General features: G+C 71.3%; 13 protein-coding genes. 10 read left to right on the top strand and 3 right to left on the bottom strand.

Annotation, left to right across the window (positions count from 1 at the left end):
* Positions 1-23: 23 nt before the first annotated feature.
* From ACFSHS_RS07500 to ACFSHS_RS07490, 3 genes are all read right to left on the bottom strand, one after another.
* Complete coding sequence (locus ACFSHS_RS07500) at positions 24-1,052, bottom strand: NAD(P)-dependent alcohol dehydrogenase (RefSeq protein ID WP_376873687.1); 1,029 nt, start codon at positions 1,050-1,052, stop codon at positions 24-26.
* A gap of 387 nt (positions 1,053-1,439) precedes the next feature.
* Complete coding sequence (locus ACFSHS_RS07495; protein ID WP_376873685.1) at positions 1,440-1,991, bottom strand: hypothetical protein; 552 nt, start codon at positions 1,989-1,991, stop codon at positions 1,440-1,442.
* A gap of 536 nt (positions 1,992-2,527) precedes the next feature.
* Positions 2,528-3,226: a DedA family protein gene (locus tag ACFSHS_RS07490; RefSeq protein ID WP_376873683.1), complete on the bottom strand. Its 699-nt coding sequence runs from the start codon at positions 3,224-3,226 to the stop codon at positions 2,528-2,530.
* A 133-nt stretch (positions 3,227-3,359) separates the two neighbouring features.
* Here ACFSHS_RS07490 and ACFSHS_RS07485 point away from each other — a divergent pair, with 133 nt between their 5' ends.
* From ACFSHS_RS07485 to ACFSHS_RS07440, 10 genes are all read left to right on the top strand, one after another.
* Positions 3,360-4,742, top strand: coding sequence for a sensor histidine kinase (locus tag ACFSHS_RS07485; RefSeq protein WP_376873681.1), 1,383 nt, complete (start codon positions 3,360-3,362; stop codon positions 4,740-4,742).
* The gene (locus tag ACFSHS_RS07480; RefSeq protein ID WP_376873679.1) at positions 4,739-5,413 is read left to right on the top strand and encodes a response regulator; all 675 of its coding nucleotides are present in this window, start codon (positions 4,739-4,741) and stop codon (positions 5,411-5,413) included. Before ACFSHS_RS07485 ends, ACFSHS_RS07480 begins: the two co-directional genes overlap by 4 nt.
* A gap of 561 nt (positions 5,414-5,974) precedes the next feature.
* Positions 5,975-6,775: an alpha/beta fold hydrolase gene (locus ACFSHS_RS07475; protein ID WP_376873677.1), complete on the top strand. Its 801-nt coding sequence runs from the start codon at positions 5,975-5,977 to the stop codon at positions 6,773-6,775.
* Positions 6,776-7,369: 594 nt separating this feature from the next.
* Positions 7,370-9,508: an ATP-dependent zinc metalloprotease FtsH gene (ftsH, locus tag ACFSHS_RS07470; RefSeq protein WP_376873675.1), complete on the top strand. Its 2,139-nt coding sequence runs from the start codon at positions 7,370-7,372 to the stop codon at positions 9,506-9,508.
* A gap of 714 nt (positions 9,509-10,222) precedes the next feature.
* Positions 10,223-11,509, top strand: a complete 1,287-nt coding sequence (locus tag ACFSHS_RS07465; RefSeq protein ID WP_376873673.1) for a cytochrome P450 — start codon at positions 10,223-10,225, stop codon at positions 11,507-11,509.
* 863 nt (positions 11,510-12,372) lie between these two features.
* Positions 12,373-12,579, top strand: a complete 207-nt coding sequence (locus ACFSHS_RS07460; protein ID WP_376873671.1) for a DUF2191 domain-containing protein — start codon at positions 12,373-12,375, stop codon at positions 12,577-12,579.
* The gene (locus tag ACFSHS_RS07455; RefSeq protein ID WP_376873669.1) at positions 12,576-12,992 is read left to right on the top strand and encodes a PIN domain-containing protein; all 417 of its coding nucleotides are present in this window, start codon (positions 12,576-12,578) and stop codon (positions 12,990-12,992) included. The genes ACFSHS_RS07460 and ACFSHS_RS07455 overlap by 4 nt, the downstream gene beginning before the upstream one ends.
* A gap of 716 nt (positions 12,993-13,708) precedes the next feature.
* On the top strand, positions 13,709-14,236 hold the full coding sequence (locus tag ACFSHS_RS07450) for a hypothetical protein (protein ID WP_376873667.1): 528 nt from the start codon (positions 13,709-13,711) through the stop codon (positions 14,234-14,236).
* Positions 14,237-14,270: 34 nt separating this feature from the next.
* Positions 14,271-16,460: a sensor histidine kinase gene (locus ACFSHS_RS07445; RefSeq protein ID WP_376873665.1), complete on the top strand. Its 2,190-nt coding sequence runs from the start codon at positions 14,271-14,273 to the stop codon at positions 16,458-16,460.
* Positions 16,457-17,101 carry a response regulator gene (locus ACFSHS_RS07440; RefSeq protein WP_376873663.1) on the top strand — a complete coding sequence of 215 codons (645 nt, stop codon included), beginning with the start codon at positions 16,457-16,459 and terminating at the stop codon, positions 17,099-17,101. The genes ACFSHS_RS07445 and ACFSHS_RS07440 overlap by 4 nt, the downstream gene beginning before the upstream one ends.
* The last annotated feature ends 26 nt before the right edge of the window (positions 17,102-17,127 follow it).

Raw genomic sequence — 17,127 nt, 5'->3', positions numbered from 1 at the left:
GGTGTGGAAATCCGGGAACGGCGTCAGGGCACGAGGATGGCGCGGCCGCGGACCTTGCCGGCGTCGAGGTCGTGCAGGGCATCGACCGCCTTGTCAAGCGGGTACTTCTGCGTGTGCAGGGTGACCCTGCCGGCCTGCGCGAGCACCATCAGTTCGGTCAGGTCGGCGTAGGTGCCGACGATGTTGCCGACGATGTTCCGTTCGGTGGAGATGATGTCCAGCGTCGGGATGCGCAGCTCGCCGCCGTAGCCGATGACGAAGTAGGAGCCGCCCGGCGCGGTCATGTTCCAGCCGTCCATCTCCGCGCCCTGCTCCGCGACGTAGTCGAAGACGACGTGCGCCCCGCTCCCGCCGGTGAGCTCCGCGACCGCCTCGACCTGGTTGCCGTCGGCGAGCACGGTGTGGTCGGCCCCGATCTGCTCGGCGAGCTTCAGCGCGTCGGCGTTGCGGTCCACGACGACGATGCGGGCCGCGGTCAGGGCCCGGAGGCACTGGATGCCGATGTGCCCGAGCCCGCCGGCACCCTGCACGACCGCGGTCGTGCCGGGGGGCAGCAGCGGTACGGCCTTGCGGACGGCGTGGTACGCGGTGATCCCGGCGTCCGCCAGCGCCGCGACGTCGGCGGGGTCGGTTCCCGGATCGAGCTTCACGCAGGCGCGGGCCGACGTGCGCAGGTACTCGGCCATGCCGCCGTCGTTGTCGGACAGGCCGGGGAAGAAGGCGTTGGCGCAGTGCATGTCGTCGCCGGCGCGGCAGGCGGGGCACAGCCCGCAGCTCGGCTGCGGATGCAGGATCACCGTGTCACCGACCGCGACGTTGGTGACGCCGTCGCCCACCGCGTGGACCCAGCCGGCGTTCTCGTGCCCGAGCACGTAGGGCAGCCGGGGATGCTGAACGGCGTCCCACTGTCCCTCGACGATGTGCAGGTCGGTCCGGCAGACCCCGGCGCCGCCGATCCTGACGACGACGTCCAGCGGGCTCGTGATCTGCGGTTCCGGGATCTCGTCGATCGACGGGTCCTCGTGGTAGCGGTGCAGACGAACAGCTCTCATCGGGCACTTCTCCCCGAGCTCGACACGACCGCCGCCCGTCCCGACGAGCGGTGACGACGGGCACACCCTCGTACCGCACCGGCTCCCGGCGCAAGGTGCGCGCGTCCGGCATCTCGACCAACCGGCGACGGGCGTCGGATGGGCTACTGGGAAGGACGACGTGACGTCGACACCCAGTGCGTCTCCCCGTGCGATCAGACCGGTGACGTACGCCGCCGACTCGCGTGAGCATGTCCGAACGGCGAAGGGCCCTGTGGCGATCGCCGCGAGCCCAACGTGTGGGTGTCCGAGGGGGGACGTGTGTCCGTTACGTGGGGAAGGTTCCCCGTGGTCGAGTTCTCCACGGTGGTCAACTCCTGTGCGGAGGACTGCAGAGGCGGCGGGCCGTCAGCCGCGAGGCAGCTTCCAACCCCACTGCCAGGGCCAGAGAAACCGGCGGCCGTGGTGGGCCAGCTCGTCGTAGGGGAACGCGGCTACCCGCTCGTAGGCGTCAGCGAAGGCGGCTTCGTACTGAGCGCGGCCGAACGTGACCGGCCGGTCGAGGTGCTCCACCGGCCGGGGCTCGAAAATGCCGTCCTCCCAGAGGAAGCCCGACCAGGTGACCTCAGCGGCCCCCACGTCGAGGGCCGTGGTGAGCTGTCCGCACCCGAGGTCGCCCTCCACGGCGCAGACCAGCAGTGGGATGCGCCCTGGCGGGAGGAAGTCGCCGGGACGCCGGCCGAGGAACTTCTCGACGGCGTCCGGCACTCCGGGCAGCCACGGCCGGTTCAGCTCCGTCACGAGCTCCGGCCCCGGCATTGCGGTGACCGCCCTCAGCGACTGGCCGCTGACCACGAGGTCGAGGAAGTGGGACTCGGGATGACGCGTGATGTTGCCGTCGTGGAGCACGCCGGTCACGACGGCGGGCTCGAGTCGTATCGTCGCGCGTTCCGAGGTCACCGCCGCAGTCTCACCGGCAGGAAGCTCACCACGGCGATGGCACGGCCAGTGCCCGGCACAGGCGTTCGGAAATGCGGGTGGGGGTCCAGGTCGAACCCCCCTCGGGCGACGCCAGCAGGTGCTCCAACCGCTTCTTGGGTGGGGTCTCGCCGCCACTTCGCGAGCGCCCCCGGGTCCCCACGGCGTCCACCCACTCCCTGGCCCGAATCGCCGACGGCCACTCCACGTAGTCGCCGCCAGCAGAACTCGGCTCGAGGACCTCGGCCTCCGGCGGAGACTGCTCCCGCCGATTCGCCCGCTTGCTCATCCGCACATCGTGCCTGGACCGGCAGACAGGGTCTCGTCGCCGAGCGCAGTGTCGTTGCATGTCCAGCCGTCCTCACGCGGACGCGAGCGAGTGCGGCTCACCGGTGATGGCGGCCAGGACTCGGGCCACGTAGCCCACCTGGGCCTCGATGTAGGTGGCCGCAGTGGGAAGCCGGCCGGAGGGCGGCCTTCCGGCGTGCACCTGGGCGACGAGCGGCCGGCCCCGAAGCTCAGGGAGCACCGCGAGCGGTGCCGCACGGCCTTGGCGCTGTACTGAGGCCGATAGGCCCGGCAGTGCCGCCGGTGTCGGCTCGCCCGGGATCGGCCGGACCCTGCGGTCGGACCTTGCGGCGGGGGGACCGCCGGCGGACCAGGTGGACGATGCTCCCGAGCGCGAGCGACAGGCTGAGGCCGACGGCGAGGCCGAGCAGGGGGTCCTCGACGAACGCTGCGCCGCCCACGAAGCCCAGTCCTGCGGTGTATGCGGCCCAGACAAGTGCCGCGATCGCCGAGGCCGGACTGAAGCGGGACAGCGGCAGCCGGGCCATGCCGCAGGCGAAGTTCATCGCCGCGCGACCGCCCGGAACGAAGCGGGAGGTGATGATCAGCTGGCCGGCACGGCGGTCGAGCTGCCGGCCGGCCGCGGCGACGGCTCCGCCGATGCGCGAGGAGCGGCCGATCAGCCGGGGGCCGAGGACGCTGCGGCTGAGGCCGTACGCGAGGTGGTCCCCGATGAAGACGCCCACGGCCGTGGCCGCGATCACGAGCAACACGTTCGGGGTGCCGGTGTGGGAGAAGACGCCGGCCGCCAGAACCGCCGGCTCGGACGGGATCATCGGCAGGACGCCGTCCAGGCTGCACAGCACCGCCAGCACCGGGTAGAGCAGCGGCGACGTCACGAGCGGCTCGATCACTGCGATCAGGTCCATGTGCCGGAGCGTCTGCCCATGGTCGTGGCCAGGGCGTCGGTCTCCGGGGCCGTTGCGGGTAACCGCCGGGTAGGGGGTGCGATAGCTCTCCAGCGGGACGCCACCCCGGGGATGATCTCGGTAATGTCGCCCGGTGGCGGCGCGCTCGGGGTGGAACCAGGAGCCCGGCTCGCCGGTGCCCGCCGGTCGTGGGCAGGCCATGCTCCTGTTCCTGCAGCGCCTCGTCGTCCGCCTACGGCGGACCGCCGGGCTCCTGGACCGGCTGCTGCTCAGCCCGCTGCGGGAACGGGTCAGGACCCGTCGCGGGCAGGACGGGGACCACGGTCCCGACCGGCCGGCGCTCTCGTGGTTGCTCCCGTGGTTGGCTACGGGCCTGTTCGCAGTCGTGCTGCTCGCCCTCAACGTGGGGTTGGCCGCCGCGGAGTTCGACGTGCCGCCACTGGTCGCCGTCACCGCGGGCATCGGGCAGAGCGCTGCGCTGATCCTGATCCTGGTCCGGCCCGCGGAGGCGACCGCGCTCCAGTTCCTGGCCGTCACCGTCTTCGCGATCGCCCTCCCGGCCGACTCAGGGTCGACCTGGCCGCTGACCGTGACGGGCATGTTCACGCTGGTGGCGCACGTCGGCCTGGTCGCCGCCCGCACCAGCCGGCGGGCGGCACTGATGACCTGGTGGGCGAGCGCGCTGCTGCTCGCCCTGGTCGTGCAGATGGATTCCCGCAGCCGGCCCGTCAGCGACTGGCTGACGATCATGATCGTCTACGCGGCGCTCTCGGCGCTCGTGCTCGGTGCCGTGCTGGCGGCCCGCCGTTGGAGGGAGATCCGGCAGGAACTCGCCGCCGCCCGGCACGACGTCGAAGTCGAGCAGAGGCAGCGCGCGGTGGCCGAGGAGCGGACCCGGATCGCGCGCGAACTGCACGACGTCGTCGCGCACAGCATGTCGGTGATCCACATGCAGGCCACGTCGGCGTCCTACCGGCTCGACCACCTGGACCCGGAGACGCAGGCCGAGTTCGCGCGGATAGCTGCCGGCGCACGGTCGACGATGCGTGAATTGCGGCACGTGCTGGCCATGCTGCGCGACGAGGGTGCGGAGGCCGAGCTGGCACCGGTGCCCGACCTGGCGAGGCTCCGGGAGCTGGTGGACTCGGCAGGCCGCGCCGGCGTGCCGGTCGAGATGCACGGAGCCGAGGCCGTGCAGGCGGCCGTCCTTCCGGAGGCCGTCGCGCGGGCCGCCTACCGGATCGTCCAGGAATCGCTGAGCAACGTCATCCGGCATGCACCCGGCGCACGGACGACGGTGCGAGTCGATCTCGAGGACTCCGATCTCGTCCTGTCCATCGTCAACGACGCGGGTGCGCATCCGGACCAGCCCATGGAGTCGTCCGGCCGCGCCGGCCTCGGACTTCCGGGGATGCGAGAGCGGGCCCGCCTGGTGGGCGGATCGGTGGAGACCGGCACGCTCGACGATGGCGGCTACCGGGTCGTGGCGCGATTGCCGATCGGGGGCCATGAGTGATCCGCACGCTCATCGTGGACGACCAGTCGATGATCCGGGTAGGTATCCGCGCGATCCTGGAGTCGCAGGAGGACATCACTGTCGTCGGGGAAGCGGAGAACGGTCGGCTCGGCGTCGAACGGTCCCGCAGCCTCCGCCCGGACGTCGTACTGATGGACGTCAGGATGCCGGTTCTTGACGGACTGGCCGCGACGAGGGCCCTCCTCGGGCCGCGACGCACAGAGGGGCACACACCGCGGGTGCTGATGCTGACGACGTTCGACCTGGACGATTACATCTATGCCGCGCTGCAGGCCGGCGCCAGCGGTTTCCTGCTCAAGGACGCCGAGCCCGAGGATCTGCTGCGGGCCGTGCGTGTGGTGGCCGCCGGCGAGGCGTTGCTGGCCCCGAGCATCACCCGCCGGCTCATCGAGAACTTCGTCGAGACGAGGCCGCGGCAGCTGGCTGGCGATTCGGCGCTCAACGGGCTCACCGACCGAGAGCGGGAGGTGCTGCGCCTGATGGCGCTCGGCATGTCGAACGCCGAGATCGCCGCGTCGCTGTTCATCGCCGAGCAGACCACCAAGACGCATGTGAGCCGGATCCTGCAGAAACTCGGCCTGCGCGACCGCGTCCAAGCCGTGGTCTTCGGCTACGAGACCGGCCTGGTGACGCCCGGCGGCCAGGGCTGATGCGGCCACGTCATCATCGACATCCGGAGGGCAGCGGGTCGACGACGCCCGACCGTCGGCGGCGCTCCGGCCGTGGAGACCGGCCTGCGTGTACTGCTGGAAGACGTCGGTGCACCGAGGGCCGTGGCCACCCCCCTGCTCCTGGACGATGATTCGCAGATCCGGTCGAGGACGCGGATGCCGAGCTCTCCATCCGTATCGGACTCATACCGGGGACTCTGCCGGTCGAGCCGATCCCGATGGGGCTGCGTGGTGACGGGGGAGAGGTCGGTCAGTCCGGCGGCCCGAGCCTCGGCCAGCGCAAGGATCAGGCAGCGTCGCCCCTCCGCCGAGGGCGCCTGCTGTGGCGAGGTGTGCATCAGCCGGTGTCCGAGGGGCGACACGCTACATACGCACACGGCTGCACACGGCGCCGAAGTCTTGCCACAGAATGACTGAATTGCTGTCTCGCGAGATCAGGTGCCGTTCCGGGGGCTGGACCGTGACTTTCGAGGTGGGGTGCACGTGAGCAGCTACAACTCCGGTCCAGGCCGCCAGATCTCACGATGAAGGGAGCGACCCGTGCCGGTGATCGAGCGTCCTGATACGGCCCGCATCTCCTGGGAGTCCGACGGGCCGGAGGACGCTCCCGCCGTCCTGCTGCTCATGGGGCTCGCCTACCCGGCCGCGATGTGGTTCCGGTTGGTGCCCGCGTTCGCCGAGGGCCACCGGGTCATCCGAGTCGACAACCGGGGTGCCGGCCGCACCGGTGACGTTCCCGGGGCGCCGTACACGGTCGAGACCATGGCGGCGGACTCCCTGGCCGTGCTGGACGCAGCGAATGTGGACACCGCCCACATCGTCGGCATCTCGATGGGCGGCCTGATCGCCCAGGAGATCGCGCTCACCGCCCCGGAACGGGTCCGCTCGCTGTGCCTGATCGCCACACACCCGGGCATCGCGCACGCCGTCATGAACCCCCAGGCGGTGGCGATGCTGATGCAGCGCGGGCAGATGACGCCTCAGGAGGCGGCCGAGGCCTCCATCCCCTTCAACTACGCGCCCGAGACACCTCGCGCGCGCATCGAGGAGGACTGGGCGGCGCGGTTCCCGCTCGCTGCCACGAACGAGGGGTACCTGGCGCAGGTGGTCGGGTCGTCGCGGTGGGACGGCTACGACCGCATGGAGGGCATCACCGCGCCGACGCTCGTCGTACACGGAGAGCTGGATGCGCTCGTCCCGCCGGAGAACGGCCGCATCATCGCCGGCCGCATCCCCGGCGCCGAGTTGGTGATGATCCCGAACGCGAACCACCTGTTGATGACCGACCAGCCGGAGCACGTGACGAAGGTGCTGGTCGAGTGGCTGGATCGGAACGGGTGATCGGTCCGACAGCCGTGCCCGGTTCCGGTGATGGGTGAGGGATGGACGGCATGCGGCCGGCGCTCGAGCGGCCGGACTCGAGCTCCCCGACGAGGTGCTCCTGCCGTTCGGCAACCGGGTTCACCTCCACGGGGACGTCGCGCTCGGCAGGCCGGGTGACGACGGAGTCGATCCCGCTCGCCGCCCTGGGTCGCTGGGTGAGCCACGCCGGACTCCGCGGCCTCAGCGAACACTGGCTCGCTGGCCGTCAAGGTGGTCATCCTGCTCGTGGGCAGGAACGCCGGCGTCATCGAGGTCCGTCGGGATCCGGACGCTCGCGCCCCTGCCGGCTCGCTGCACGACCGGTCAGGTGACCGGCAGTCAGGTGACCGGCAGTCAGGTGACCAGCAGTCAGGTGACCGGCTGTCCACCGCCCCCTGGGCAGATGCTCGACCGAGAGTCGGGTTGCGGCGTCGCGGACGAGGCGTTATAGGCGCCCTCCGCTGGGCAAACACATCCACATCGACGTCTGCGGACAGTGGATGTCCGTCGGGACCCAGCTCTCGGGCTGGGGGCAGCCGTCCAGTGGTCGGAGCGTCGAAGGGAGGCGCACGGGTGACCGGCCGGCAGGAAGAGGTCGTCGATCGTGGCTCCGGGATCAACCGGCGCGAGCAGCGTGAGCAGAATGCAGGCAAGGGCCTGCGGTGGGGTCCCCCGTGGCGGGTGGAGGGCGCACGGCCGGACACCGAGTCCGATCGGTGGGCGGACAGCTGGCGTCGCCCCGGCGGCAGCCGCTTCTGGCTCGTGCTGACCGGACTCCTGGTCGTGAACTGGCTGCTGTCCGGCCTGCTGCTGGCTCCGCCACAACGGCTCGACGTGCCCTACACCGTCTTCCGTGAACAGGTGGAGGCCGGCAACGTCGCCGAGGTCACCACGGTCGGGGACACCATCGAGGGACGCTTCGAGGAAGAGGTGACCTATCCGCCCCGCGATCAGAACTCACGACCGGGCGAGGATGCGCTGCCGCCGCTGAGCGGGCAGCCGCGGAGTTCGACGCTGTTCACCACCGAGCGGCCGTCGTTCGCCGACGACGGGCTGATGAACCTGCTGCTGCGGGAAAACGTGACGGTCAACGCCGAACCGCCCGACCGAGTGCCGGTCTGGCAGCAGCTCGTGTTCGGGTTCGGCCCGACCATCCTGCTCGTCGCCCTGCTGGTGTGGCTGGCCCGCCGCTCAGCAGCCGGCGCCGGGCTCAGCGCCGGGATGGGACTGAGCAGGTCCAAGGCTCGCCGCTACAGCCCGGAAGGCGGACCGCGGACCACCTTCGACGACGTCGCGGGCATCGACGACGTGGAGGAGGAGGTCCGGGAGATCGTCGACTTCCTGCGCAACCCCGACCGCTACCGCCGACTCGGCGCCCGCGTCCCCAAGGGCGTGCTGCTGAGCGGGCCACCGGGCACCGGCAAGACGCTGCTCGCCCGCGCCGTCGCCGGCGAGGCCGGGGTGCCGTTCTTCTCCGTCTCCGCCGCCGAGTTCATCGAGATGATCGTCGGCGTCGGCGCAAGCCGGGTGCGCGACCTGTTCGAGCAGGCGAAGAAAGATGCTCCGGCGATCATCTTCATCGACGAGCTGGATGCCATCGGCCGGGCCCGCGGCAGCGGCGCCACCGTGAGCGGGCACGACGAGCGTGAACAGACCCTCAACCAGGTCCTGACCGAGATGGACGGGTTCGACGGCAGCGAAGGGGTCGTCGTCATGGCGGCGACCAACCGCCCGGAGATCCTCGACCCGGCGCTGCTGCGGGCCGGCCGGTTCGACCGACGCGTCATGGTCAATCCGCCCGACACCACCGGTCGTCAGCAGATCCTGGCCGTGCACACCCGCGGTGTCCCGCTCGGCGACGACGTCGATCTGGCAGTGCTCGCCTCCGCCACCCCCGGGATGGTCGGCGCCGACCTGCGCAACCTGGTCAACGAGGCCGCGCTGCTCGCCGCGCGGCGCGATCACGAGCGGGTGCAGATGGCCGATTTCACCGACGCCCTGGAGAAGATGGTCCTCGGCGCGGAGCGCAAGATCCTGCTGACACCGGAGGAGCGGGAGCGCACCGCCTATCACGAGTCCGGTCACGCGCTGCTCGGCATGCTCACCCCGGGCGCGGACCCGGTCCGCAAGATCTCGATCATCCCGCGCGGCATGGCGCTTGGCGTCACCCTGCAGAGCCCCGAGACCGACCGCTACGGCTACAGCCGCCGCTACCTGCAGGGCCGGATCGTCGGCGCGCTCGGCGGTCGGGCCGCCGAGGATCTCGTCTACGGCGACATCACCACCGGTGCGGAGAACGACCTGGAACAGGCCACCAAGATCGCCCGACAGATGGTCGGCCGGTGGGGCATGTCCGATGCCGTCGGCCCGGTCTCGGTGCTGCCCGATCCCCGCACCGAACAGCCGCTGGTTCTGGACGGCACCGGCCCAGCGCCGGCCACCCGGGAGCTGGTCGACGCCGAGGTGCGGCGCATTCTCGAAGAGTGCTACGCGCAGGCCTACGCCACCCTGACCGGGCACCGGGACCGCCTCGACAGCCTCGCCCGGACTCTGCTCGCCGCCGAGACCCTCGACGCCGACGAGGCCTACAAGGCAGCGGGGCTGCCCCCGCAGGCCCCCGCGGAGGTCGCGGTGCCGGCTGGCGCAGACCGACCGGGGTCCGATGCGCTCACTGGTCGGACCGGCCAGCCGGAGGCGGTCGCTGCGCGGTAGCACGGTGGTGCGTGGCCGTCCTCATGGCAGGCCGGCGTCGCGTCGGACCCACCCTCCGCGGAGGTTCGCCCGTGTGTGATCCGTCCGGCCGGTCCCGAAACGCTCCGGCATGGGCCAGGGCGCGCGGCAGCACCAGTTCGCACCCCCACGGCACGGCCGCACACCGACCGGGAATCTGCAGCGACGACTGCAGCGTCACGCGAGTGCCACCGCGACTACTCCCTGCTCGCAGTCCAACCCTTCCGGTTCGAGAGGAGGCGAGGACCTGGACTTGCTTGTCCGGCCCGCCTCACATGTCGCGCTCGCGGCCAACTGGCCGGCCAGACGGCGCCGGCACCGCCGGTGGACCCCGCTGCAGTGCCGTCCCGGGCGGCGCGGCGGTAGGCGCACGTCCAAGGCGCTCCCGGCTGGCTGGTTGCACCAACCTGTCCGAGCTGTACAGCTGGTCAACCGCCCGGGTACGTCCACCCGACGCCCCTGGCGCACAGGACCTCGAGCGCCACCTCCGGGGGCTGCGACCGCTTCGCCGAGCACCATGGATGCGGCGCCCTCCGCGTCGGCCGCCGGGGATGCAGCGCGCGTCCGAGGCGGCGGGCCCGCACACGCCGACGCCCGGTGGGGAACGGCAGGGGTGACCACCCTCCCTTGACGTCGCGGAGCCGGTTTGGCTCACCGCCGATCGGCTAGGACGAGGCGAGATTCGAGGGGGCACGGATGGACCTGAACGGTGTGGTACGGCAGATGTCGTCGGCCACGAGCCGGGTCGTGGAGGCGGCGGCCCCGGTCCTGGACCTCGTCGACAGCAGCGTGAGCCTCCTGTGGGAGGGCTACCGATTCGGCTCACGGCGGTTCGCCCGGGCCGGCGCCGATCTGTTCGACACCAGACTGATGCTCACCCGTGCCACCTTCACCTACGGGGAGGAGGCGGCGCGGCACTTCTACACGCCTGACCGGCTGACCCGGAAGGGTGCGCTGCCGCTCCCGAACCTCGCCCTGCTGCAGGACGTCGGCAGCGTGCAGGTACTGGACGGTGCGGAGCACCGGCACCGGAAGGCCATGTTCCTGTCGATGATGACGCCGGCCGCGCTGGACGAGCTGGTTGCCTTGTTCGAGCAGGAGTGGGGCGAGGCCGAGCGGCGCTGGGCCGCGCAGGAGCACGTTGTCCTGCTCGACGCGGTGCACGAGGTGCTGTGCCGCACGGTGTGCGCGTGGAGCGGAGTGCCGCTGGCCGAGGAGGAAGTGCCCGAACGGACCCGGCAGCTCGTATCGATGTTCGAGGGCGCCGGTGCCTTCGGCCCGCGCAACTGGCGCGGCCAGCTGCTGCGGCACTCGGCCGAGAAGTGGGTGCGTGGGCTCGTCGACCAGGTGCGCAGCGGCCGGCTGGACGTCGACGATCAACGGCCCCTGCGTGTGGTCGCCACGCACCGCGGCCTGGACGGCAACCTACTGAGCACCGCCGTCGCCGCGGTCGAGCTCATCAACGTGCTCCGCCCGACGGTCGCCATCGGGAGGTTCATCGTCTTCGCCGCGCTGGCGCTGCACGAGCACCCGGAGCAGCGCGCGCGGCTGACCGACGACGACGCCCTGCGCGCCTTCGCGCAAGAGGTGCGTCGCTTCTATGCCTTTTTCCCTGTGGTGGGCGGCCGGGTGGCGGAGGAGTTCGTCTGGCGGGACCGCAGTTTCCGGCGTGGCGAGTGGCTGCTGCTCGACCTGTACGCAACCAACCACGATGCGCGCATCTGGGGCGACCCCGAGGTCTTTCGTCCGGAGCGGTTCCGGGAGAGGAGCCCGGGGCCGTTCGACCTCGTGCCGCAGGGCGGCGGGGACCACGCGGCGACCCACCGCTGCGCGGGCGAGTGGCCGACGGTCCGGCTGCTGGAGCGCGCGGTCGGCCTGCTCGCGGAGCTGTCCCATGACGTCCCGCCGCAGGACCTCACGGTCGACCTGACGCAGATGCCGACCTCTCCCCGCAGTGGGATGGTCGTCCACGTCCGCGCATAGGTCTGCGAGCTGCCGACCCCAGCGTCGATCTCAGGTCGCTCGCGACTTCGGATCTCCGAGTCCTGCCTGCGCCGTTGGCTGAAGATCGCCGACGTAGACGACTCCCTCGTGCCCCAGCCCTCGAACGATGGGGGTGGTGCGGGCAGGCCGGACGTAGCGGCGGAGTTTCGCGAGCTGCGCCGGCGCAACAAGCCGCTGGAGCGGGGGAACGAGATCCTGCGCCGAGCCACGGCCTACTTCGCCCGCGATGTCGTCCCCAAGGCGACGGGCGTGGAGGAGGAGTGGTGCGGCCACGCGAACACCGCGTTGGAGCATCGTCGGTGCCGCCCTCGCTCGGGGCCGTGGCACCGCGCGGGACGACGGCAGCATCAGCTCAAGCGAGAAGAAGCCGAGGCGATGACCCGATCGACGGGAAAACCCCCACGGCTGCAGAGCCGCGGGGGTTCCACCCGGGGTCCGAGGGGCGACACGGTACATGCGCACACGGCTACGGCCGTCGACGTTGCGCGGCAGCCCACAGTGTGACCAGGTAGGAGGTGGCGCGATCCGGGGCATCGGCGGCAGGCCGCTCACCACGGCCGATGTCGAGGCTCTCGCTGCTGGGGAGCCAGCCGCGGTCTGACTGGGGTCATGCATCCAGCAGATGCGCCGACGTCAGGACCAGCGCAACCCCCACCGGCCTCAGGACCGTGGGGGATCAATCCGGTGTCCGAGGGGCGACACGCTAGATACGCACACCACGTGGGCGGTTTCTCAGCGGGTCATGAACCCGCGCTAGCTGAATCGGGACGCTGGTCCGCTGACACCTTCCGTGTCTATACTTCCATCCATCAAGGTATATACACCGACGATGGGTCAGTTCGGTGACGAAGCGGTTGATCGATCTCGACGACGAGTTGTTGGCTCGAGCGCAGCGGGAGCTGAACACCAGCGGTATATCGGACACGGTCCGCGCGGCGCTGCAGCAAGCCGCGCACGCGGCCGCACGTGCCCGCCAGGTGGCATGGCTCCGCGATGGCGGCCTGGAGGCGATGGCAGAACCAGAGCAGCGAGCTGACGTGTGGCGGTGATCGCGCGGTTCCTCATCGACACCAGCGCGGCCGCCCGGATGCGCTTGCCCGCGGTCACCGAACGCGTCGAGCCGCTCATCACCGGCGGCCTGGTGGCCACCTGCGCCGGCCTGGATGCCGAAGCCCTCTACAGCACCCGCAGCCCGGCGGAGTACGAGCAGGTGCGGGCCGACCGCCGCGAGGCGTACGAGTACCTGCCGACCGACGATGACCACTGGCAGCGGGCATTCGACGCGCAGCGCGTGCTGGCTCGCACGGGGCGGCATCGAGCGGTGGGCATCGTCGATCTGCTAACGGCCGTACTCGCTGCTGATCATGGGCTGACGATCCTGCACTACGACGCAGACTTCGAGGTCGCTGCCGAGGTACTCGAGCTCGAGCACCGATGGGTCCTGCCGCGAGGAACCGTGTAGCAGGCGCCCGAGCGGTGTGCATCAACTGGTGTCCGAGGGGCGACACGGTACATACGCACACGCCTCTGATCCCGGTGACCGACCAGTGGTGGACATCAGATGGCCGCGCGAGAGGCCTTCTGCGGCGCATGCGGTCGGGTTTCGCAATCTCGACCTGGGACGGAGCAGCGGTGAGCCGCTGTCCCACCACCGCGATGCCGGTCCCGCAGGCGATCGAGGAGTTCGTGCGGCACGTGTGACGGTCCTGCATCCGCACGGCGGATGTGGTGAGCCCGCCCGGTAGGGCGCTCCCGGATCCCGGCCGCGTCAGCCCACGACGGGCCAGCCGTAGCTCGCGTGAGCAAGCACGAAACGCTGTTGATCCGGGTTGCGGCCTGCTGGTGACTGGGGCCCTCAGCCGCCCAGCAGGTGTTCTCCGGTGCACATCAGAGGTTTCCCCCTCCAGGCCCCCGCTGAGCGGCTGCGTCGAGGTAGTCGGCGAAGACGCAGGCCAGTCCTCCCCGATCTGGGCCCGGAAACAGGGCCGTCGTCCCAGGACACCGGAGGGCCTGGGTGGCGACGCTTCCGCTACCGGGCGATCACCCGGGCAACGCGGCCCGTTCCAGCGGGGCGGTCTTCAGAAGGGATCCGTCATGTCGACGTCAGCGATAGAACGGGGTGCGCATGGAGCCTTCGTGGCGGCGGGTGGATTTTCCGTTTCGGCTGTCCTGGCCCTCGTGTTCCCGGGCCGCAACATGGGTCCCGAGGGCTCGCTGTCCTGGTATCTGATCGAGTCGTCCGATGCAGTCGCCTTCGCCGGCGTGCTCGCGGCCCTGGTGGGGCTCCATGCCGCACAGGCACCTCGCCACGGGCGCCTGGGAACCGCCGGCTTCGCCGCCGCCTTCGCCGGCACGGCTTGCCTGTTGGTGGCCGCCGTGCTGTACGTGCTGCGAGTGGGCGGAGTCCTCGTGCTCGACCTCCTCGAGTACGGGGCGTTCGTGGGCTGGCTCGTGGGGTTCCCGTTCTTGGGCATCGCCACGCTTCGGGCGCGGGTGCTGCCTCGCTGGTGCGGCGTCCTGGTCACCAGCTACCCCGCCGTTCTGGCGCTGGCCTACGTCCTGGTCGACTTCGCCGGTGAGGCACGAGTGCTCCTCGGTCTCCCGTGGTGGGCGGTGGCCTACGCCCTCCTGTCCAATGCGCAGTGTTCCGGGTCGGCGGCTCCGGTCGCGTCGCCGGACACCGAGCCGAGCACCCGCGCGGACTAGCCTGCATCTTGGGGTCAGCGGCAGGAGGCCCGCCATGACGGTTGGGACGGACGGCACTCCGCCCGGCGCGGAGGTCCGTCCGGACCGTACCGCGGCGACCCGGAACCGCCTCCACGGCTCGCTGCGGCGGCACCGCCCAGCCGCCACCGTGCTGGCCTGGTCGACGACCACGCTCAGCGGCGCCCTGGCCGTGGCCACGGTCTGGCTGGCCTCCCTCAATGGCCGCACTCCCGGGGCGATGGTCGTGGACCAGGGGATCGCCGCGCTAGTGCTGCTTTCCCTGGCCTGCGCCGCCGTCGGCGGACTCATCGCGGCTCGGCGGCCGGAGCATCCCCTCGGGTGGCTGTTCTGCGCTGCGGCCGTGTGCCAGGGGGTGCTCGTACTCGCCGAGGAGTACGGCATCCATGGCCTGCGCACCCGGCCCGGCGTGCCGCCGCTCGGGGCGGAGGCAGCCTGGTTGAAGGAGTGGATCTGGGCCCCGGGGTTCGGCCTTCTCGTCGTCTTCCTGCCCCTGCTGTTCCCGACCGGCCGTCTCCCGTCCCGCCGCTGGTGGCCGGTCGCCTGGCTGGGCGGCCTCGCCATCGGCCTGAGCAGCGCACTGCTGGCTGTGCCGCTCTGGAACGCTCGAGGAACGGCACTGCTCGACCCCGCAGGTGCCGCCGAGTATCTGGTGGCCCCTACCTGGGCCCGGTTGGTCGACGTCGTGGCGGTGCCGCTGCTGCTGGTCGCCGCCTCGTGCGCCGCGGCTTCACTGTGCCTCCGCTTCCACCGGGCGCGAGGCACAGAGCGCCGGCAGATCACCTGTTTGCTCGCGGCCGTCACCCTCACCGTGATCTTCGTGGTCGCGTCCGAGAAACTCCCGGTGTCCGACGGCGGCCTCCTCGGCACGGTCCTGGCCGTCCTCGGGCTGGTGGCGGTGCCCTCCATCCCGGTTGCCACGGCGATCGCCGTGCTCGGATACCGCCTCTACGACATCGACCTGGTGCTCAACCGCAGCCTGGTCTACGGCACCCTGGTCGCCGTCGTCACCGGCGGCTACGTGCTCGCCGTGGCGGGAGTGGGCGCGTTGGTGTCGCCCGAGGACGAACTCTTCGTGTCCTTGGTCGCCACCGGGATCATCGCCGTCCTGTTCGCCCCGCTGCGTAGCCGCCTCCAGCGGGCTGTCGACCGGCTCATGCACGGTCAACGGCACGAGCCGTACGCCGTGCTGGCGACCTTGGGTCGGCAGGTGGAGGCCGCCCTGGAGCCCCGCGCCGTTCTGCTCGCAATCGCCGACACGGTGGCCCGGACCCTGGAGCTGCCGCACGTGGCCGTCGAGCTACGTCGGCACGACGCTTCCGCGAACAGCGGCTTCGAGGGCGGGGCCATGGTCGGAGCTCCGGTCGGAGAACCCCTGCTGCTGCCGCTGACCCACGGCGGCGAGTCGCTCGGCCGGCTGGTCGTCAGCCCCCGGCGGGTCGGGGAGTGCTTTGACCCTGCCGAACGCCAGCTGCTCGCCGACCTCGCCCGCCAGGCAGGTGTAGCCGTCCAGGCGGCGCGGCTCACGCTGGACCTCCAGCGATCCCGGGAGAGGCTGATCAGCGCGCGCGAGGAGGAACGCCGCCGACTGCGACGGACACTGCACGACGGGGTCGGGCCCGCGCTCTCGAGCACGGTGCTCAAGCTCGGTGCCGTCCGTCGGCTGCTGCCCCGGGACTCCTCCGCCCACGAGCTGCTCCACCAGGTCCGCGAGGACGTGCGGGCGACCGTCGCCGAAGTCCGCAGTCTTGCCTACGACCTTCGGCCCCCCGCGCTCGATCAGCTCGGTCTCGTCCCGGCGATCTCCGATCACGTCGAGCGGAGCCGGGCCGCTGAAGGCGGCGCCGAGGGCTGGGGGATGCACGTCGAAGTGGATGCCGCCGACCCCCTGCCGCCCCTGGCCGCCGCCGTGGAAGTCGCCGCGTACAGCATCGCGCGGGAGGCGCTCACAAATGCCGCTCGTCATGCGGAGGCCCGTCACGTCCGGGTTCGGCTCCGGCTCGACGGGCCTCCGGGACGGCGGCAACTGGCGATCGAGGTGGCCGACGACGGGACGGGGCTGTCGCCGGGCCAACTCCCCGGCGTCGGGATGCAGTCCATGCGTGAACGGGCCGAGGAGCTCGGAGGCACGCTCACGGTCGAGGCTCCGACCAACGGCGGCACCCGGGTCCTGGCCCGGCTCCCGTGCGGGGAGGTGGCGAGGTGAACTCTCTGCGCGTCCTGATCGCCGACGACCACCCGGTCTTCCGCAGTGGCCTGCGCGCACTGCTGGGCGCGGTGCCCGGACTCACCGTCGCCGGCGAGGCGACGACCGGTCAGGAGGCGGTTGACCGGGCAGCCGCCCTGCGGCCGGACGTCGTCCTCATGGACCTGCAGATGCCGGGTATCTCGGGGATCGAGGCCACCCGGCGCATTCTCGAGCACGCCCCGGACGCCGGCGTCCTGGTCGTGACCATGTACGAGGACGACCACTCGGTGTTCGCGGCGATGCGCGCCGGGGCGAAGGGCTACGTGCTCAAGGACGCGGACGAGGAAGACGTGCTGGACGCGATCCGGGCGGTCGGCCGAGGCGAGGCGATCTTCAGTCCGGCGGTCGCGCGCCGCGTGCTGGCCTTCTTCGCAGGTCACACTCCGGAAGCACCGGCCCGCGCGTTCCCCGAGTTGACCGCACGGGAGCGGGAGATCCTCGACCTGATCGCCCAGGGCCTCAGCAATCCGCAGATCACCGCCCGGCTGTTCCTGAGTCCCAAGACCGTGCGGAACCACATCTCGAGCATCTTCGCGAAACTGCAGGTCGCCGACCGGTCGCAGGCGATCGTCCGGGCGCGCGAGGCTGGCCTTGGCTAGGCGCGCCCGGCAGGGGGCATCCGGTC

Origin of the sequence: Blastococcus deserti, assembly GCF_042682525.1 — a bacterium.
GTDB lineage: Bacteria > Actinomycetota > Actinomycetes > Mycobacteriales > Geodermatophilaceae > Blastococcus_B > Blastococcus_B deserti.
Note: the sequence above shows the minus strand (reverse complement) of the source record. Positions and strands in the feature narration are given on the sequence as shown.

Excerpts from the sequence above, each read along its gene's own strand:
- ACFSHS_RS07490 (WP_376873683.1), bottom strand. The coding sequence starts at position 3,226 with ATGGACCTGATCGCAGTGATCGAGCCGCTCGTGACGTCGCCGCTGCTC.
- ACFSHS_RS07445 (WP_376873665.1), top strand. The coding sequence starts at position 14,271 with ATGACGGTTGGGACGGACGGCACTCCGCCCGGCGCGGAGGTCCGTCCG.
- ACFSHS_RS07465 (WP_376873673.1), top strand. The coding sequence starts at position 10,223 with ATGGACCTGAACGGTGTGGTACGGCAGATGTCGTCGGCCACGAGCCGG.
- ACFSHS_RS07500 (WP_376873687.1), bottom strand. The coding sequence starts at position 1,052 with ATGAGAGCTGTTCGTCTGCACCGCTACCACGAGGACCCGTCGATCGAC.